Origin of the sequence: Mucilaginibacter yixingensis, from assembly GCF_041080815.1 — a bacterium.
GTDB lineage: Bacteria > Bacteroidota > Bacteroidia > Sphingobacteriales > Sphingobacteriaceae > Mucilaginibacter > Mucilaginibacter yixingensis.
Genome location: NZ_CP160205.1, coordinates 1719048 through 1739608, shown reverse-complemented (window position 1 = coordinate 1739608; position 20561 = coordinate 1719048). Strand labels below are relative to the sequence as shown.

Below are 20561 nucleotides of genomic sequence, written 5' to 3'. Positions count from 1 at the left end.
ATGATAGCTCCTCCTAGTAAGAAGCAACTGATTAACCTGCGCCTGATGATCATCATTGGCCTGGGTTGTATGGCATTTTTTGCTTTTGAGCTTTTCCGCTCTTCTGCACACGGTTACAGACCGCTGTATTACCTGCTGGTGGTTACCTTCGTTTTCACCGCTGGCAAAGTATTGTATGAGTGGTATCATTACTGGACCATCAAAATAAACAAAACACCTCCTCCGGGTAAAGCTTTTACCGTTGATATGTTCACCACCTTTTGCGCTGGTGAGCCTTATGAGATGATTGTTGAAACGCTGGAAGCCCTGCAAGCCATTACCTACCCGCACGAAACTTATTTGTGCGACGAGGCCGATGATGCCTACCTGAAAGGCGTTTGCCAAAAACTGGGTGTGCACCACGTTACCCGTACCAATAAAATAAACGCTAAAGCCGGCAACATTAACAATGCACTGAAACACTCAAAAGGTGATCTGTGCGTTGTGCTTGACCCTGACCACGTGCCTTTCCCTAATTTCCTGGACCCTATAGTTAGTCATTTTAATGACCCGGAGGTGGGTTACGTGCAGGTTGTGCAAGCCTATTCTAATCAGGATCAGGGTTGGATAGCCAAGGGAGCAGCCCAGCAAACGTACCAGTACTACGGCCCAATGATGATGACCATGAACGCCTACGGTACGGCACAAGCCATCGGTGCTAACTGTACTTTCAGACGCGAGGCGTTGGAGTCTATCGGCGGTCACGCGGCAGGTTTGGCGGAGGACATGCATACCTCTATGCAAATGCATGCCCACGGCTGGAAATCTATTTATGTACCCGCGGTGCTATCGCTCGGATTAGTGCCCGCTACGCTTTCGGCTTATTACAAACAACAACTAAAATGGTCGCGCGGGGTATTTGAGCTCCTGGTTACCTCTTATATAACACTGTTCCGCAAGTTTACCTGGCGCCAAAAACTGCACTATGGCCTGGTGCCGATGTTTTACCTGTCGGGCTTTATCTATCTGCTTAACTTCCTGATCCCGATTATCTCCCTGTTTGGCGATGTTTATCCCCTGCGGATGGATTTCTCGGTATTTGCCGTGGTAACCTTACCATTTATTATGGCGGTGATCCTCATCAGGCATTACGTACAGCGATGGGTAATGGAAGAGCAGGAAAGAGGTTTTCACATTATAGGTGGTCTCTTACTTATTGGTACCTGGTGGGTGTTTATTGTTGGTTTTCTATATACCATCATCCGCAAAAAGGTCCCTTACATCCCTACCCCAAAGGATGACACAGAAGAACAAAGTCTGGGCATCAACCTGCCTAACATCATTGTGCTGTGCTTGTCGTTAGCTGCCATTGGTTACGGTTTATATCATGATTGGAATCCGTTTACCATCACCATGGCCGCTATTTGCGGTATCAACTGTTTCTTCATGGTGTTTATGCTGATGGCCAGTCAACAGTTAAAAGTTCGGTCTTATCAAAAGAAACACCAAAAGCTTTCTGCTGTGAGCAGCAATATTGGTGCGTTTAAGCGTAAATTCTGGTTATTCAGACGCAGAATATATTCAGGCATCCGCAGTGTTAGCTTATTGCTCATTATCTTATCGGTATGTGTGGCTGTTTATGTAAGCCGCAAAGCTGATGAGATTGGTACCATTACAGCTCGCCCTAATCATAAAGACATATTGCTAACCGGTATTTTTGAGCCGGCCAAGGCTGATGACGGACTTACAGATATGAACAGGGTTGCTGCCGTACAGCGTGCCAGCAAAACCAATTTCGATATCATATCGATCTATTTGCCTTGGGGCGATCAGCCGCAGAGCGCGCTCCCTACCCCGCTGCTGGAAAACATCTACAGCAATCATTCTACACCGATGATTACCTGGGAGCCTTGGCAAAATCTGTTTAAAGGTTCTGAAAAACAACGCGATGAGCACGTATTTACCAAGATAACCAGCGGCCAGTATGATGCTTATATCACCAATTTTGCCAAACAGTTAAGAGCGCTGAACCGCCCGGTATTCTTACGCTTTGCACACGAGGCTGATAATCCGTTCTACCCATGGTCGGCAACAGGCAATAACACACCTGAGCAATTTAAGGCAGCCTGGAAATACGTGCATGATCTGTTTGTAGCACATGGTGCATGGAACGTGATCTGGGTATGGAACCCATGGAGAGCAGAAGCCGCAGAAGATTATTTCCCGGGCAGAGCTTATGTAGACTGGATTGGTATTACCGGCTTAAACTACGGGCATTTCCGTACCGACCGACGCTCGCATTCGTTGAAAGAACTATACATGCCTTTCCACGAGTTAAAACTTAATCACTTTAATCTACCGGTAATGATTGCCGAAACAGGCAGTGCTGATCCGGCAGCAAACGAGTGGGTAAAAGCAGGCATTCAAAGCGTGAAAAAAGATTTTCCGGAGGTTAAGGCCATGGTATTCTTCAACTCAGCGTTTGACAAGACCGTGCCTAACTACAGCGCTCCGGCTATTAACTGGCATCTGGACAGCTTGCCTGTGCCGCAAAATATCAAGCGGCAAGAACAACTGAGCGGACCGGTAGCGGTGGCTCAAACCGCTGTTCAACCATTACCAGCAACGGGCTTTGCGCCTGATGCACGTGGTGTGCTGTACGCCAAAGGACAAAACTGGTATGGTAATGCCTATGCGATTACCCGTCAAACCATCAGCACCGATTTTAAAGATATGCGTGCCGCGGGTTTGAACACCGTAAAAGTTTACGGACCGGGTATTTATGACCACATTACCCTGCAGGCTGCCCGCGAAACCGGCATGAACGTTTGCTTCAGCTTCTATATTCCGGAGCCTGTGGTGTTCACAGCAAATAACAACTATTTGCCTAAACTGGGCCGTGAGATACTCAAAACGGTAAACAGCCTTAAATCTAATGCAACCATAAAATACTGGAATATTGGCAGCCCTACCCTACAGCAACTGGGTAATGATTATTTACAACCAGAGTTGTTCTATCGCAGACAGGCGTATGTGCTATGGTTGAAAAACATAGTAGAACAGATCAAAAAAATCGATCCGAGCCGCTCAGTCACCGTAGACGTAAATGTTACCGGCGATCTTACATCCGTTGTAGCCCAGCTGCATGACCAGGTGCCACAGATTGATGCATTTGGCCTGGTATGGAAGGAAAAGCTGAAAGATACTACCCTGATCAAACAGCTGGCTGTTCCTTACTATTTCAGCAGCGTTAAGCCGGAGTTTTACTTCCAATTTAAAGGATTAAATACAGGTGCGGTGATGAGTAACTGGCAAGACCAGCAAACGGCGTCAGGCGTAACCTTTGATGGTTTAAAAGATATCTGGGGCCGCAACAAACCTGATTTTTATGAGGTAACCAAGCACTGGACATCCGATACCAGCAGTCATACCCTGCCTTTGGTAAAAATTCTGCGTCCATCACTGGCTACCGTGCCGGGCGATGAGCTGCCATACTATGCTATGGCTAAAACAGGCGGTAAATGGCATCTGTTGCCTGCCGGTTTAAAGTTTGAGTGGTACCAGGTACATACAGACCGTATTGGTACCCCGCTGGAGATAACCATTCTAAGCAAGAGCCCTTATATCAATTACAGGATTCCGGAAAATCCAGATCAGTATCGCCTGTACCTTATCGCCACTTATGGCAACCAGGTTAGCACGGCATACTCTATCCTGAACATACCGTTTAAAAATGAGGAAGAACCGGAAGAAAAATAATCGGCTGCTGGTGATTGGCGCGGTGGTGATTGTACTGGGAATTATTGCCATTGCAAAAGAACCAGCCTACAAACGTAACGTGCTTACAGACCGTTACGACGAAAGAAAAGGCGAACCCGTATTGGCCATATTTAAGCATGGCGACACCCTTGCTACCAAACCCATCCAATTGCCGCATTATGCCGTATATTGGAAAAACACCTCGTTTAGCTTAGCAGATCAGGATCAATTGCTAAAGCTATTACAGCAAAGCGATGCGCTGGTAACTATTGAAACCTGGTTACAGAACTATGCTGGCAAACAAGATAGCGGCAACGTGCTGGACGCCATTCTAAAAGGTAAATTTGACCGGAATATAGATAACCTTGCTGCGCTGATCAAGCAAACGCAACATACCGTTTATGTGCGCTTTGATGCGGATATGGAAGTGCCGGCAGTTCAGTATCCCTGGCAATATCAATCGCCGCAACTGTATATCCGCGCATTCAACTATTGGGCAGCGCGGTTAAAACAAGCGGCTCCTGCGGTAAAGATCGTTTGGGCGCCATCGGGTTTTCCGGGCGATACCGAGTTTTGGCCAGGAAATGACCATGTAGATCTGGTAAGCCTGACTTTGGGCAGCTCATCAGAAAAAGCGTCAACCGCCTACCCCTATCAGCCTAAACTGCCTGAGATGCTGATAGCCAAACTGCACCGTATGCGCTTCATTAATAAGCCGGTGCTGGTACTAGGCGGTTTAGCTGTAGACAAGGCACATTTCAACAAAGACTGGCTTTCACAAGTCCTGACGCTACAGAAATCATACGATACTACTGTTTACTCACCTAAAAACTTTGTTTCAAGGGATGCTGATAAACCGGAAAGACAAAAATTGAAGGTGGGCGTTTTTGATCCTAACCGTCGGCTGATTAATAATCCCAACATCAGCGTAGAGCACATTTTTACCGATTGGGGTGAAGTTGAGCGCGGTGAATTCAAACTGAAGGTCGATTCGATCCTCAGCCGTCATCATGATGCGGTAATAACCGTCGAGCCTTGGCGCGATACCAGCAAACGCATTGATACCAACGCCCTGCAAAGCACATTGGATGGCCGGTATGACCATCAAATTCAACAGATCTATCAGGTTATCAGTAACTGCGGTCAAACCATTTACCTGCGTTTTGCGCACGAGATGGAGATCCCTATCCATCGCTATGCATGGCAAAGCCGCAATCCGGTGACTTACATCCGTGCCTACCGTTATTTTATGCAAGCCGATAAGATGCACGCCAAAAACATTAAACGCGTTTGGGGCCCCGCCGGCGACCGCGGTTCTGCCGATTGGTATCCGGGTAGTGACGTGGTTGATTACATCAGCATTGCCATCTATGGCTTGCCCGATAAAAACATTATCGACCCTAAAAAGCAGGAGCCTTTCAGTAACATATTTGAGCGTAAGTATTACCGGATGCGGTTCTTAAACCGTCCGCTATTTATCACCGAGTTTGGTGTAAAAGGGCCGGAAGATTTTCAGCATAACTGGCTGGCCGGTGCCGCCGAAACACTGCGTCAAAACAAACACGTGTTCGGTATTTGCTACTTCAACTTATATGATAACCCTAAAGCCTGGGGACATATTAAGGCACCCGACTGGAGTATCTCGCCGCAGAACATGCAGTTTTTCTGCCAGAGCGTTAACAAATAGATCCAACAATATGATATTGAAAAAGGGACAAATCGAAGATCATCGGTTTGTCCCTTTTTATTTTTCGCGTAGTTTATTATTAATCAAATAAATAGTAGTTTTAGGATGTGAGGGGTCCAACATTTTACCTCATAAAAACTAATAAACCAATTATCTGCTTTATGTTCCGTTTTAATTGTAAGCCTATAGCTTTGGGTCTTGCCGGTATGGCCGCGATGTTGTTTTTTAAAATAAACAAGGCTAGCGCCCAAGACGTTGTTTGGAAACTTAATAACATCAATCAGATTGGCAACGCCCAGACTGAGGTACTCGGCAAACCGGAAGTAACCCATAAAGATGGTCATACCGCCATTGCGTTCAACGGGGCGAACGACGGTTTGGTACTGCCCCACTTCCCTATTGAAGGCTGGAGCAAGTTTACTATTGAAGTATTGTTTAGGCCCGACGGCGATGGCCCTGTACAACCACGTTTCGTCCATTTTCAGGATAAAGACAACAACCGCGGCACGTTTGAAATCAGGCTTACTCCTCAAAAAATGTGGTACATGGATACGTTTTTAAGAAACGGCAAAACTACTGATAAAGGCTTAACCCTGATTGACTCTACCCTGCAACACCCCGCCGACCGCTGGTACTGGGTAGCGATGGTTTTTGATGGCCAAAACATGACCAGCTACGTAAACGGCGTAAAAGAAAAAACAGGTATTTCCAATTTCCCTACTATGGATGCCAGCGCACAAGTTGCCCTCGGCGTGCGTCTGAACAAGGTTAACTGGTTTAAAGGACAGATTAGCGAGATCCGCTTTCATCATGAGGTATTAAGTGCTGAAGCTTTGCAGAAGGTAAAGGAGTAGCTGCCGGCGCTGGGTTATATCTTAATCACTTCCTTTTGGTAACATTTATATTGCTATTCATCCCTGCCCTTTCATTTCTCATTGAATAGATTAAATTTGGTTATACAATCGATTACCAATTATAACATCCTGTTTTTCTTACGAATGGTTTGGCCGGAAAACCAGGAATAAACTTGTCCAAACTTATACCAATTGTACCCCTATGTCTAAGTATTTATCCATCACCCGTATGGTTAAGCCGGCATTTGTTGGCCTGACCCTGACATTCCTTTCCACACAAACTTTTGCGCAAACCAAAACGGAGCAACAGGCCGAGCAAACGATGCTTAACGCCACCAAATTTATGGTTGAAAATGTGAGCACCAACGGTGGCTATGTGTGGTATTACCTGCCCGATCTCTCTCGCCGCTGGGGCGAAATGGAGGCTTACAAAACCATGGTCTGGATACAGGACGGCGGTACCGTGAGCGTAGGCCACATGCTGCTGGACGCTTATAGAGCCACCGGCAACGAGTATTATTACCAGGCGGCAGAAAAAGCAGCCACGGCACTAATATGGGGCCAGAGTAACGAAGGCGGCTGGAACTACATGATTGACTTTGCAGGCGATCAATCACTAAAAACCTGGTACAACACCATCGGCAAGAACGGCTGGCGGTTGGAGGAATTTCAGCACTATTATGGTAACGATACTTATGATGATGATGTATCATCAGACGCGGCGCGTTTCCTGCTCCGGATGTACCTGGAAAAACTCGACCCGAAATACCGCCCGGCGCTGGATAAAGCCATTAACTTTATGTTGAAGAGCCAATACCCTATTGGCGCCTGGCCACAACGCTACCCGCTCAGGTATGATTTCAATAAATCTGGTCACCCTGATTATACTTCGTTCTATACCTTTAACGACGACGTGATCTGGGAGAACACCAACTTCCTGATCCAGTGCTACCAAACCCTGGGCGAAGAACGATTGCTTGACCCGATTACCCGTGGTATGAATTTCTATCTGCTCTCTCAAAGTGGCGATGGTGCATGGGGCCAGCAATACAATGATAAGCTGGAGGTGATGGGTGCCCGCACCTACGAGCCCGACGCTTACCTGCCTAAATACACCTATGGCAATGCCATGCTGCTGTTAAAATTCTATCAGTACACCGGCGATCGTCGGTTCTTAAACCAGGTGCCCAATGCAATTGCCTGGCTGGAAAAAACCAAACTACCGGCAGACAAAACCCAGAACGGCTTTTTTACCCACTCTACGTTTGTTGACGTAAAAACCAATCAGCCTATCTACGTACACCGCAAAGGATCAAACGTGATTTATGGTAAGTACTATGTTGATACCAACGACCAGAACACCCTGGGGCATTACCGCGGCAAGACCATTGTAGATATCAAGAAATTAAAAGACGAGTATGCACGCCTCAGCGCCATGAGTGTTGCTGAAGTTACCAAAGACTCGCCCATTAAGCCCGCAAAATTTGAGCATGATGCTACACCGCAGCACTACTATGACCTGAACCGCGATGCAGCCAAAAATCCGGTAGGCGAAGCCGAAGCGAAACAGATCATCAGTGGTTTAGACAGCAAGGGCCGCTGGTTGGTTAAACACGTACCTACCAGCAACCCATACATTGGCGACGGTACCAATCAGGAAGAAACAACCAAGTATGCTACCGACCACGTAGGCGATAAAACCGATACTTCGCCCTATCGTGATTCTACCGATCAGGAGTATATCTCTACCATTCAATACATCCGCAACATGAATGCGCTGATCAGGTACGTGCGCGATAGTAAGAAGAAATAAGCAGGTAGCACTAATTAACTTGATCAACCACCACGTCATTGCGAGGAACGAAGCAATCTCTGCGAAGGACAGTCTGACACGCATATCCGCTTTGCATGTACAGAGATTGCTTCGTTCCTCGCAATGACGTGGTATAATAAAGTGTTGAATAATACTCACCCCCAATTCACCTACTAATATTTTTAGCGGTATATTAGCCCTAGAAATGGACAACCCTTTATTGGAGCTGGCACAGGCCTACGCAGATACAACCAACACACTGATTTTCCTAACCGGCAAGGCCGGCACCGGCAAGACTACTTTTTTGCGGGCCGTGCGCCAAAACTCAAAAAAGAAACTGGCTATTGTGGCGCCAACGGGCGTAGCTGCCATCAACGCCGGGGGGATGACTATCCACTCGCTTTTCCAATTGCCCTTCGGCCCCTTATTGCCGGAAACACCTGACCGACCCGAAGTTAGCTATAATGCAGAAAAGCGCGAGCTATTGCAAAGTCTCGAGCTGTTAATCATTGACGAGATCAGCATGGTGCGACCGGATGTGCTGGATCAGATCGATCTCATTCTGCGTAACATCCGTGGCAATACACACGCATTTGGCGGTATTCAGTTATTGTTAATTGGCGATCTGGCCCAGTTGAGTCCCATCGTGCGCGAGGAAGAATGGGGATTGCTTCGTCCCTATTATGCTACCCCTTACTTCTTCAGCAGCCTGGTTTTGCAGCGCACGCCTTACGTGCGTATCGAACTGGATAAAGTTTATCGTCAGACAGATCAGGCTTTTGTGCAGATTTTGAATGAGATGCGCGAGCAACAATTATCAGCCGATGGTCTGCGCTTGCTTAATGAACGTTATATAAAAGATTTTGTGCCCGATCAGGCCGATCCATACATTACCCTTACCACCCACAACCGCATTGCCCAACAATTGAATGCTGAAAGATTGGAAGCGTTGCAGGGCACCGACACTGAATACCGGGCCACTATTCGCGGTGAATTTCCGGCGGACGCCTATCCTACCGAAATCAGTTTAAAACTAAAAGTTGGCGCGCAGGTGATGTTTGTAAAGAACGATAGCTCGCCCGAGAAGCGTTACTATAATGGCAAGATAGGCACCGTAACCCGTCTGGAGGCCGACCGCGTGCATGTGGCTACACCTGATGGCCGGGATATTGCCGTAGAGGCCCTAGAGTGGACCAATGTTAAATACAAGCTGGATGGCGACACCATTGGCGAACAAAACGCCGGTAGCTTTGCGCAGATCCCCCTGAAACTGGCCTGGGCCATTACCATCCACAAAAGCCAGGGACTAACCTTTGACCGGGCTATCATCGACGTAAGCGAAGCTTTTACCCACGGGCAGGCCTATGTGGCCCTGAGCCGTTGCCGATCACTGGAAGGTTTGGTACTACGCAACCCGGTAAGCGCCCACAATGTAATTTCCGACCCTGCCGTAACCCGCTTTAACAGGGAAGCCGAATTGAAAAAACCAGATCAGGAAACCCTGCGGCAGCATCAGGAAGCTTATCGGCTGTTTCTGCTTTCAGAACTATTTAATTTTACCGGACTGCGCGAACGGATAAAAAGATTTAACCAACTATTGCCTGGGCTAGAAGGAGAAGTTTTTACTGTAGCCGAAAAACTAAGCCGGCAATTGGCTACCTATCCGGATGACCGCGTCCAAAAAGCAGCCATCTATTTTAGAGAGAAGTTAGAAACCGCAGCAACCAGCCTACACCAGCAACTGACCGCCGTGGTGGGCTCATCAAAAGAACTGGCTGGCAAAGCTGATGAACTGTTGCGTTGGATAATGACCCGCTTAAAACTATTAGAAGGATTCAGCTCCCAATCATTTACAACTGAAAGTTATCTCGATCTTATCCGCGGACAAAAAGCGATACTGAGTCACTCCTACTTAAAAACCCTCAACGCCAAACCGAACGAGGAACTTTACGAGCGCCTGCTGCAATGGCGAGACCAAACTGCACAAAGCGAGCAAGTATTAAGCAGTATGCTTTTTTCAGACCAAACACTGGCAGCCGTAGCAGCCAAGCTCCCGACAACGCTCAAAGCCATCAGTGGGGTAAAAGGCATCGGTCCGGAAAAAGCTAATCGTTACGGCGCGGCCATGCTTACCCTTGTACGGGCTTATGAGCAGGAAATTAGCGGGGCAGTAGATCAAGCCAGCCTATTTTAGCTTCTCACTTTATAGAATAGACTAACAACAAGAAAGCCGGGCTAACCCGGCTTCATTGTTTTATCTATTGCTAAACTCTATTATGCGTTAGCATACAAAGACTCACGTTGTTTTTGCACTACATCGCTATCAATGTACTCGTCATATGTCATCAGTTTATCAACGATGCCGCCTGGGGTAAGTTCAATAATGCGGGTAGCCACGGTTGATGTCAGCTCATGATCTCGTGAGGTGAACAGCATGGTTCCTTTAAAGTCTTTCATACCATTGTTCAGCGCGGTGATTGATTCCAGGTCCAGGTGGTTGGTTGGCTCATCAAACAGCAGCACATTGGCTTGTTGCAGCATCATACGGCTAAACATACAACGCATTTTCTCGCCACCTGACAGCACGGTAGATTTCTTCAACACTTCCTCACCACTGAACAACATCCGGCCCAGGAAACCACGGATAAACTGATCATCCTTCTCACCTTGCGAGTACTCGCGCAGCCAGTCAATCAGGTTCAGGTCTTTGCCTTTAAAATACTCAGAGTTATCATTAGGGATATCGGCCAGGTTAACGGTTACACCCCATTTAAAGCTACCACGATAGTCGGTATCTCTGCCGGTCAGGATATCATAGAAGGCAGCAGTAGCCAAGCTGTTGTTAGACAGCACGGCAATGTTATCGCCTTTATTTACATGCAGGTTAATATCTTCAAACAGCACCTCGCCGTTAAGCGTTTTGCCCAGGCCCTCAATCTGCAGGATCTGGTCGCCTGCCTCACGCGATTGCTGGTTGAACATAATAGCCGGATACTTACGGTTTGATGGCTTGATCTCTTCCAGATTAATTTTATCCAGCGCTTTCTTACGGCTGGTAGCCTGTTTAGATTTAGAAGCGTTGGCACTAAAGCGGCTGATGAACTCCTGCAACTCTTTCACCTTATCTTCCAGTTTCTTGTTCTGGTCAGCTCGCTGTTTTAAAGCCAGCTGGCTCGACTGGTACCAGAAAGTATAGTTACCAGAGTAGATGGTCATCTTAGCAAAGTCAATATCTACCACGTGGGTACAAACGGCGTCAAGGAAGTGACGGTCGTGCGATACCACCAGAACAATAGCCTCATAACCTGCCAGAAAATCTTCCAGCCAGCTAATGGTATGAATGTCCAAATCGTTGGTAGGCTCATCCAGCAGCAGGATATCTGGTTTACCAAACAAAGCCTGCGCCAATAACACACGTACTTTCTCGTTACCATCAAGCTCGTTCAGCTGTTTATAGTGCAGGGCCTCTTTAATACCCAGATTGCTCAATAAGGTTGCAGCGTTGCTCTCGGCATTCCAGCCGTCCATCTCGGCAAAAAGGTTTTCCAGTTCGCCGGCGCGCTCGCCGTCTGCATCGGTAAAATCTTCTTTCAGGTAGATGGCGTCTTTCTCTTTCATCACCTTGTATAACTCGGTGTGGCCCATCATCACAGTTTCAATCACCGGAAACTCGTCAAACTCATAGTGGTTCTGTTTCAAAACCGCCATGCGCTCGCCCGGGGTAAAGGCTACCGAACCGGTTGAAGGATCAATCTCGCCCGAAAGTATTTTTAAAAAGGTTGATTTACCCGCGCCGTTCGCGCCAATAATGCCGTAACAGTTACCCTGGGTAAATTTCAGGTTAACCTCTTCAAACAGCGTACGTTTGCCGTAACGCAGGGATAAATTCGATACCGTTATCATCTCACTTCTAATTTTGCGCAAAAATAGCTTTATTTCCCCACTTTATGCCGGTTTATTTACAGGTGGGAAAATTGGGGAAATGCCACACCATTATTTCCACAGCCCGGCGATACCATTCAACCAAAAGTTGTGCGAAACAACGGTTATTCATTAATTATTATGAAACTTTTGAACTCAAAAGGGCGTTAAATCAATATAACAGACCAGTTATTGCCTTTTATAAACCGTTTGGAACAGCTTTTGAATAATACATACTAAACGTATAAAAACTTAATCGTATGGTAGCTTTAATTGTGGGATTAATCGTCATCAACGCCGCGCTGGTTTTGCGCAAAGCTGACAATCGCAGAGCTTATTAATTAAGCTTGATCAGGTCATAATAGTTATGACGCTGCGCGGTGTCCTAATCTTATATAAGTTGGACTAATTGAACATAAATGCAATCCGCACCCGGCATCCGCCGGGGCGGATTTTTTATTTCGAATGCTCTGATTTCGAATATCGGATGTTCCATTTCGGATTTGCTACTATTTTATATCACAAAAAAAGCGATGGTTATCCATCGCTTTAAAATCTTATTTATATAGATACTCTAAAATCCGAAATTGAACATCCGATATCCGAAATAGGGATATCCGAAATCAAACTACTTTCCCCACTCGGCAGGGTTCTCGCGCCATTTCTGCAGCAGTGCCACGTCGTCAGGTAAAATATATTGACCTTCTTCGGCTGTTTTAAGTAACGCGCTGTAATTTGACAGGGTTGCAAAACGACATTTAGCTTGTTTAAAGTTCTCGGCAGCTACGTCAAAGCCATAGCTAAAAATGGCGGCCAGACCTACAACTTCGTGTCCGGCTTCGCGCAGGGCTTCTACAGCTTGTAAGCTGCTTTTACCTGTAGAGATCAGATCTTCAATCACTAAAACACGTTGTCCTTCTTTAATCTCGCCTTCAATCATGCTGCCGGTGCCGTGTTCTTTAGGTTTTGAGCGTACATAGGCAAACGGTAAGCCCAGCTCTTGCGCTACCAGTACACCTTGTGGTATACCTGCGGTTGCAACACCGGCTACACAGCCCACGCCTGCAAATTCTTCCTGAATCATTTCTACCAAACGCTGGCGGATGTAGGTACGGATACCCGGGTGCGAAAGGGTTACACGATTATCGCAATAAATTGGAGATTTCCAACCTGATGCCCATGTAAAAGGATTAGCAGGTTGTAGTTTTATTGCTTTAATTTGCAGCAGAAACTCTGCTACCTTCTGCTCGGTTTCAGTTTTGTTAAACATGGCCCAAAAATACAGAATTTATATCAACGAAAAGGTTGTTTTGATCACAGAGACCATCCCGGACCGCGCTGAAATTTTTCAGAAGCTTGACAGTGAGGGATTTGATCTTAAAACTTTTTATGCAAAAATCAGCAAACGCTCCAAGCACAAACACTTTTACATTTTGTGCGATGACGCTAAAAAGTACCTGAAAAAAGTAATTGCCAGCATAACGCTGATCAAAGCAGCGGGCGGATTGGTAAAAAATGAACAAGGCGATTTTCTGTTCATTTATCGTAATGACAAATGGGATCTACCCAAAGGCAAGCTCGAAAAAGGCGAAGGTGCACGCGAAGGCGCCGTGCGCGAGGTAGAGGAAGAATGTGGCATCAGCATCAGTAAATGTGGTAAACGCATCGTTAACACCTATCATGCCTATACTATAAAAGGCGAAGTGGTACTAAAGAAGACCTACTGGTATAAAATGAAGTATAAAGGCGTTGGCCGACTAAAACCCCAGATTGAGGAAGGAATTACCGAAGTGCGCTGGTTTAACAAGCAACACATGGATGCCATTAAAACCAACACTTTCCCTTCTATTATGGATGTGCTGGAAAAAATGGAGCTGATTAAAGATACGGTAATGCCTCTTTAGGAATGAACTGACTAACATCACCATTATAACGTAATACTTCGCGTACAATGGTTGAACTGATAGACGAGTAGCCGGGCTTGCTTACAATAAAGATGCTCTCAATGCCCGGCTCAAGCGAGTGATTCATTTGGGCAATGGCTTTTTCGTACTCAAAGTCAGATACGGTACGGATACCCCTGATCATGTACTGGGCGCCTATACTTTTGCAGAAATTAACCGTAAGTCCCTCATAAGCAATAACATGTATCCTATCATCGCCCTCAAAAACTGATCTGATCATTTGCTCTCGCTTTTCAATGGTTAGTAAACCCTGCTTGGTACTGTTTACCCCTATGCCAATATAAAGCTTGTCAAAAAGATCAACCGAACGTTTTACAATATCAACGTGGGCTTTAGTAACCGGATCGAACGAACCGGGAAAAAGGGCGATTTTCATACTGGTTGAATAGTTTCCGTACGTTCAAATTTAAATTATATTTTGGATTAACAGGTATTAATTTATTGCTTTGGGCATGATGATTGTTTTATAACCAATAAGCAATCCCGTTGATGAATAGAAATTTCCTAAAACTGATACCTTGCCTGCTATTACTAGCAGCACAATTGCACGCCCAGGAGAAAAAGCCCCGGGTGCTGCTGATGTCGCACCCCGATACCGTGTCAACCACCAAGCGCGATACTGATATAACCGAAAAAGGCATCCCTCAACATGATATGGGAGATTTGTACCGACAGATCTTTCATAAAACCCCTGTGATAACTGACGACTCGGTGACTACCAAACCCGAGTTATCAATTATGCCTGCCGTGGGCTATACGCTCACCTCTGGTTTTGCGGTAGCATTGTCAGGCAATATGGCTTTCCGCACAGGTCCGCATTCGCGCATCTCTACCATTCTGGCCAGTGGCGACTATACTGCTAAAAAGCAATTTACCATCCCGGTACAAACCAACATCTGGACGCGCAACAACGCCTTCAACTTTGTGGGCGAGTACAAGTTTTTTAAATACCCGCAAAGCACCTACGGTCTAGGCAGCAGTTCTGGCTTGAGCGAGGAGAACCCGATGGATTATACCTTCTTCCGTTTTTACCAGATTGTTATGCACCGCATCACCGATAATTTTTATCTGGGTGGCGGCTATATTTATGATAATCGCTGGAATATTTCTGAAGAAGGCAATTTGAACGGCAAAGTGTCAGATTATTCACTATATGGCAAATCGGACAAAGCCGTATCTACAGGATTTACCGTTAACAGCGTTTTTGACACCCGCGATAATTCTATCTACCCACTCAAAGGTTTTTATGCCGGCCTGCAATACCGTGATAACCTTACCTGGATGGGCAGCAGCCGCAAATGGAGCTCGCTGATTGTAGATTTGCGTAAGTTTTTCCGCTTCCCGGGCAATTCTAATAACGTGCTGGGCATTTGGTCATACAACTGGCTGATTCTAAACGGCAAGCCAGACTATTTGGAACTGCCCAGTACTTCATGGGATACCAACACCTCAACTGGTCGCGGCTATATTCAAGGGCGTTTCCGAGGTGCACAGATGATTTATTTAGAGGCAGAGTACCGCTATCAGATCACGCGTGACGGCTTACTTGGCGGCGTAGTATTTGTTAATGCAGAATCTTTCTCGGCCGCACCAGGCACTCCGCTACAAAGATTCCAGCCCGCCTTCGGACCGGGTTTACGCATCAAACTCAATAAAACATCCAGAACCAACCTGGCTGTAGATTACGGTTTCGGCAAGCAAGGCATGAACGGGTTATTTATTGATGTAGGTGAAGTGTTTTAATACCTCTCCCTAACCCTCTCCAAAGGAGAGGGAACAAAAAACTTCTTATTGGAAAGTCTCCCCTTCGGGGAGATTTAGAGGGGTCCTAAAAAACGAAAACGACGAATGCCCATACTTCCGCTGCTCTACAAAGGCAGGATGACTGCTTAGGTTTTGATTACTCTGATGTTCTACAATCAGCAAACCGTCAGGTTTTAACAGATTTTTATTAAAGATGATCTTCGGTAGTTCGGGAATCTTAGGCAGATCGTAAGGCGGATCGGCAAAGATCAGATCATATTGCTCTGTTTCCAACTCGAGGTATTTGAAAACGTCGGCCTTGTAAGTTTTTATTTGTGGGAGGCCGTGTTGTGCAGCGGCAGCTTTTACATATTGTACGCATCCCATGTGTCGGTCTACTGAAATCACTTGCTCAGCGCCTCTTGATGCAAACTCTAACGAAAGATTACCGGTTCCGCAAAAAAGATCGAGCACTTTAATATCTTCCAGATCCATCTGGTTTTGCAAAATATTAAACAGGGCCTCTTTAGCCAGATCTGTAGTTGGCCTTACGGGAAGATTTTGGGGCGGATTAAGACGCAGCCCTCTCAGTTTGCCGCCAATAATACGCATAGGCTAAGAAAGTGCTGTAAGCGCCAGTACCAGATGGCCCGGCAAATCATAAGGCAATTGCAACACGCGCAAATCACTCATCTGCACCTGTTTAAAGAAACCTGATAGCTTCTGATAGTCGCCACCACCTTCAACCATATCACCGGCTACAACCAATGAGGTATCGGCATGGCGCATCTGCAACTGGTCTGCTACAAATAGGGTGTAATATAAAATATCGTCAATATTGCTTACCTCAAAGCTGTTATATAATTGTAGCTTCTGGTCTTTAAAACTCAGCACAGAAAGCTGTGAACCAGCGATATTGATATACAGATAATCAGACGAAGGATATCTGTTGGCTACCGCAGTCACCCAACCCCTATCGGCAGGCACAGCAGTTTGCACCTCAAACAGATCGCCTATCGCTTTGATTACCTCGGCATTTACTTTGTACAACAGTCGATTATCTTCAATAAAAGAGGTGATGAAAACTTTGTCATCTCCTTTCACGTCCAGGTAACGGGCATAAACAGGAACATCTTCTGAAGAACATAACGCTTCGGGTAAAAGCGTCAATGCATCGGGCAGTAACCCCGCCACTACCTGCTGATAAGGTAGTGAAAGCAACTGCCTAACGTTACCGCTGGCCACATCGGCCCAACTGCAATAATCCTTCCAGGCTTGCACCTGGTTATCAGCGGCAATTAAATAAGAAATTCCAGATTTTCCGGCTCTAATGTAAAGAGTGGCATTTGCAGCCTGCTCCGGGCTAAAATTATGCTGCTGATAGGTAAAAGAATAATCGCTCATATACGGTTATACGCAAAAGTAATATTTTTTCTGTATTACTTTGTTCAGTTAGTTATCACCATTTTTGTTTGTGGCATCAACAGAACATCTACATAAGGCATTTCCGTTTCAGCCAACAGCACAACAGGCAGAATTGTTCGTGCAGTTGAACAAATTCTTGTTGGCCGATGACGGCGACGAGTGCTTTATCCTGCGCGGATATGCCGGTACGGGTAAAACCACCATTATTGGCGCCCTGGTAAAAGCGCTGCGGGCGTACGGCTATAAATATGTACTGCTGGCCCCTACCGGTCGCGCGGCTAAGGTAATGAGCCATTACTCCGGCCGCAAGGCATTTACCATTCATAAACGCATCTACCGCAAAAAATCGGCATTGAACGTTGACGAGGGTTTTAGCCTGGCCGAAAACATGGCTACCCAAACCATCTTTATTGTAGATGAGGCCTCCATGATCTCAAACGAAGGCGGCGGCTTTAACCGGCACACTTTGCTGCAAGATCTGGTAAACTATGTGTACAACACCCAAAACTGCAAGCTGATGCTGGTAGGCGATACCGCTCAGTTACCACCCGTAGGCTCGGAAGATAGCCCCGCGCTGGACGCCAATTTGATGAGAAGCGATTTCGGCCTGACTGTTTTTAGTTACGAGCTAACCGACGTGTTACGTCAGCAGAAAGACTCGGGAATTTTATTCAACGCGACTAACATTCGCGATATGATCCGTACCGGGCAGCAGGTAATGCCCAAACTGATAACCAAAGGATTTACCGATACCTACCGCATGACCAGCGACCGGCTGGAAGAGGGCCTCAACTACGCCTATAATAAATATAGCGATGAAAGCACGCTGGTCATTTGCCGCTCTAACAAAAACGCTAACCTGTTTAACCAGCAGATCAGGGGCCGCATCCTGTTCCGCGAGGAAGAGTTGACCGGGGGCGACCAGGTGATGATTGTTAAGAATAATTACTTCTGGTTGCAGGATAGTGAGGAGCGCAGCACCGGCTTTATTGCCAATGGCGATATCGGCCGCATCCGCAAGGTGCGTCGTTTTGAGGAAATGTACGGTATGCGCTTTGCCGAGGTGCAACTGGAACTAACCGACCACGCCGAAGACAGCATCATCACCTGCAAAGTATTGATGGATACGCTGTATTCAGAATCGCCGGCGCTCTCGCAGGAAGATCAGAAAAAATTTTACCAGGAGGTGATGAAAGATTATGCACACCTGGGCAGCCGCAAATTGCAGCATGAAGAACTGAAACAAAACCCGTATTACAACGCCTTGCAAATCAAGTTTGCCTACGCTATTACCTGCCATAAAGCCCAGGGCGGCCAGTGGGAAGCGGTTTTTGTGGATCAGGGCTTCCTTACCGAAGAGATGGTAAACACCGATTTTTTGCGATGGCTGTATACCGCCTGCACCCGCGCCACACACCAACTTTACCTGGTTAATTTCAACGAAAAGTTCTATTAAAAATTAAAAGTTCTTAAAACTATCTGGAGTCAGCACTGTTCTTCATCATACACACCTCCCCCGCTTAATGTTATGAAGAATATCCTGGTAATCAACGATCGATCTGCCGAGGCAGATAATGCAATTGCCTTCGCTTTAGAGCTGGCAAGCAACACAGATTCTGGTCTTTTGCTATGGAACACCTTTGAGCAACCAGTAGCTAAGCGTCAACGAGCCTATGCCACTGCGCCATTCCGAGTCGGTGGTCACCAACATGCAAACGGTCTGAGTGTATCAAACGACGTATGGTTGCAACGGCATAACACCGCCAACGTACCGGTGGAAAACTATTATACTTCTAACTTTACGGCCAGCCATATTGCCGAGTTTGCTATAAAAAAAGATGTGTGGATGATTGTGAAAGGCACTACAGAGTCTGACGTGGAACAATCTGTTTTTGAGAACGATCATACCCAATCTATCCTCAACTCCGCCAATTGCCCTATCCTGCTTATCCCCGAAAGGTCCGATAAAAGGAGATTTGACAAGATGGTGTACACCGCAGATCTGCGCTATTGCCGACTGGAAGTGCTGCGCATGCTGGTAAAACTGGCCCAACCACATCAGTCTGACATTATGGTGGCCCACATTGCCGCCAAAGGTCTGCCGGATGTAACCGAGCAGTATGCCAACGAAGTATTTAGCACCGAAATTAGCAGCAACGTAAAATACCCTAATCTGTATTTTAACCATATTAAAGAGCGCAACATCCCGAAAGCTATTGACGTAATGGTTGATGTGATGGGCGCCGATTTGCTGGTGCTGGTAAACCACAAATTCCATTTTGAAGAGATTGTGGGCCACAAACTTTCAGGCCGACTGCCTGATTATTTGCATATACCGCTACTGGTATTTCCATCTTGATAAGATAATCGCAGAGATAACAGAGTTTAGCACAAAGGGCGCAGCGTTTTACGTTACGCCCTTTGTCTTTTTCTGGGTTCGATCGTCGTTTTTTTTTAAGCTTTATGCCCGGCCTAAAATAACGTGAACACTGATTATCTTTATGCCATGGCCAACCTAAGCTCCAAAATACAATACAAAACTTATGAGAAAGGCGAATTTAGCGACGAGCAAAGTCGCAGTCTTGAAGAAACACTCGAATTAATTAAATCGTTCCCATGGGATACCCAACGCGGTGTTGACGTGCAGGCCAGCGGTCCGGGCATTGTTATTCATGGCCCGGCAAATGATTATTTAAAGGTTGCTATTTACTACAATAGCAAATTCACAGTTTATTATCTCGATCCTCAAAATCGTCTTTATGAGTTTCATACCGCCGACCTGGACGTTGCTGATCAAAAGGTGATTGATTTTTTCGACAACGCGCTATCACTTCCTGACTTTGAAAAGCATTTCTTTAATATTGGCAACAAATCGCACTTCGAAACCAAATCATTTTGGTACGCAGTTGATAGACCGCGCGAAAAACGGCGCTTGATAGCAGCTATTTTGGTCATCACGCTTTATTTCGGTGGACTTGCAGTAGTAACGGTATGCAAAGATGCATGGGGCTTTTGTTTCGGCTTGCTACTCCTCATTTCATTTTTTTTCTATGGCATCTACCAGCAGATCAAGGTATATCGATGGTCAAAAAATATGAAATTATGGATTACCCGTGGCAGCGATGTAATTGCTTTTGATGACGGCAGTGGTTCACAAACCTACTTTAAATCAGAAATTAGTTCTGTAAACATTTACGGGCGTCCTGCTGGTCGGGGGCGGGTAACCACCACTATCATGGAACTTTATTTTGCAGATGGCCGCTCTATTAAATTCTCGGCTATGCTAATAGACCCAACGGTGTTTATCGCAAGCCTGCGTGACCAGGTTAACATCAAATACCTTGAACAATTTTCCACTTTTAGAAAAAGCATAAGGCAACTTTAATCCTCTCAATCCCTAATTAACTTTTGCTTAA

The 20561-nt window shown here is 46.1% G+C and carries 15 protein-coding genes; 10 read left to right on the top strand and 5 right to left on the bottom strand.

The genetic code is table 11. The annotated features are described in order from the left end of the window. The 5 genes from ABZR88_RS07095 to ABZR88_RS07075 all read left to right on the top strand — a co-directional run bounded on the left by ABZR88_RS07095 (position 1) and on the right by ABZR88_RS07075 (position 10286). Positions 1–3738 carry a glycosyltransferase gene (locus ABZR88_RS07095; protein WP_211309782.1) on the top strand — a complete coding sequence of 1246 codons (3738 nt, stop codon included), beginning with the start codon at positions 1–3 and terminating at the stop codon, positions 3736–3738. Then, positions 3713–5425, top strand: coding sequence for a hypothetical protein (locus ABZR88_RS07090; protein ID WP_107828115.1), 1713 nt, complete (start codon positions 3713–3715; stop codon positions 5423–5425). Before ABZR88_RS07095 ends, ABZR88_RS07090 begins: the two co-directional genes overlap by 26 nt. A 161-nt stretch (positions 5426–5586) precedes the next feature. After that, positions 5587–6279 carry a LamG domain-containing protein gene (locus tag ABZR88_RS07085; protein ID WP_107828116.1) on the top strand — a complete coding sequence of 231 codons (693 nt, stop codon included), beginning with the start codon at positions 5587–5589 and terminating at the stop codon, positions 6277–6279. Positions 6280–6481: 202 nt separating this feature from the next. After that, a complete protein-coding gene (locus ABZR88_RS07080; protein WP_107828117.1) occupies positions 6482–8092 on the top strand; it encodes a pectate lyase in 1611 nt (536 codons plus the stop codon). Positions 8093–8297: 205 nt separating this feature from the next. Then, positions 8298–10286 carry an HRDC domain-containing protein gene (locus ABZR88_RS07075; RefSeq protein WP_107828118.1) on the top strand — a complete coding sequence of 663 codons (1989 nt, stop codon included), beginning with the start codon at positions 8298–8300 and terminating at the stop codon, positions 10284–10286. Positions 10287–10366: 80 nt separating this feature from the next. Here ABZR88_RS07075 and ABZR88_RS07070 read toward each other — a convergent pair whose 3' ends face one another. Then, complete coding sequence (locus ABZR88_RS07070; protein ID WP_107828119.1) at positions 10367–11995, bottom strand: ABC-F family ATP-binding cassette domain-containing protein; 1629 nt, start codon at positions 11993–11995, stop codon at positions 10367–10369. Between the two features lie 646 nt (positions 11996–12641). After that, complete coding sequence (gene pyrE / locus ABZR88_RS07065) at positions 12642–13283, bottom strand: orotate phosphoribosyltransferase (protein ID WP_107828120.1); 642 nt, start codon at positions 13281–13283, stop codon at positions 12642–12644. Between pyrE and ABZR88_RS07060 the strand changes: the two genes are divergently transcribed. Further along, positions 13282–13917, top strand: coding sequence for an NUDIX hydrolase (locus ABZR88_RS07060; protein WP_107828121.1), 636 nt, complete (start codon positions 13282–13284; stop codon positions 13915–13917). The genes pyrE and ABZR88_RS07060 overlap by 2 nt on opposite strands. Here ABZR88_RS07060 and coaD read toward each other — a convergent pair. Beyond that, positions 13892–14353 carry a pantetheine-phosphate adenylyltransferase gene (gene coaD, locus ABZR88_RS07055; protein WP_107828122.1) on the bottom strand — a complete coding sequence of 154 codons (462 nt, stop codon included), beginning with the start codon at positions 14351–14353 and terminating at the stop codon, positions 13892–13894. The genes ABZR88_RS07060 and coaD overlap by 26 nt on opposite strands. A gap of 113 nt (positions 14354–14466) precedes the next feature. Between coaD and ABZR88_RS07050 the strand changes: the two genes are divergently transcribed. Then, positions 14467–15720 carry a hypothetical protein gene (locus ABZR88_RS07050; protein ID WP_107828123.1) on the top strand — a complete coding sequence of 418 codons (1254 nt, stop codon included), beginning with the start codon at positions 14467–14469 and terminating at the stop codon, positions 15718–15720. A 45-nt stretch (positions 15721–15765) separates the two neighbouring features. Here the strand turns inward: ABZR88_RS07050 and rsmD are convergent, their stop codons facing one another. Together rsmD and ABZR88_RS07040 are read right to left on the bottom strand one after the other, a co-directional pair. Next, positions 15766–16332, bottom strand: a complete 567-nt coding sequence (rsmD, locus tag ABZR88_RS07045) for a 16S rRNA (guanine(966)-N(2))-methyltransferase RsmD (RefSeq protein ID WP_107828124.1) — start codon at positions 16330–16332, stop codon at positions 15766–15768. A 3-nt stretch (positions 16333–16335) separates the two neighbouring features. Beyond that, positions 16336–17124, bottom strand: coding sequence for a DUF3822 family protein (locus ABZR88_RS07040; protein ID WP_107828125.1), 789 nt, complete (start codon positions 17122–17124; stop codon positions 16336–16338). 70 nt (positions 17125–17194) lie between these two features. On the opposite strand from ABZR88_RS07040, the gene ABZR88_RS07035 reads away from it, so the two are divergent. The 3 genes from ABZR88_RS07035 to ABZR88_RS07025 all read left to right on the top strand — a co-directional run bounded on the left by ABZR88_RS07035 (position 17195) and on the right by ABZR88_RS07025 (position 20530). Further along, positions 17195–18601 (top strand): ATP-dependent RecD-like DNA helicase, encoded by a 1407-nt coding sequence (locus tag ABZR88_RS07035; RefSeq protein WP_107828464.1) that lies wholly within the window; start codon positions 17195–17197, stop codon positions 18599–18601. Between the two features lie 72 nt (positions 18602–18673). Continuing rightward, positions 18674–19504 carry a universal stress protein gene (locus tag ABZR88_RS07030; RefSeq protein ID WP_107828126.1) on the top strand — a complete coding sequence of 277 codons (831 nt, stop codon included), beginning with the start codon at positions 18674–18676 and terminating at the stop codon, positions 19502–19504. 147 nt (positions 19505–19651) lie between these two features. Beyond that, on the top strand, positions 19652–20530 hold the full coding sequence (locus ABZR88_RS07025; protein WP_107828127.1) for a hypothetical protein: 879 nt from the start codon (positions 19652–19654) through the stop codon (positions 20528–20530). Positions 20531–20561 lie beyond the last annotated feature (31 nt).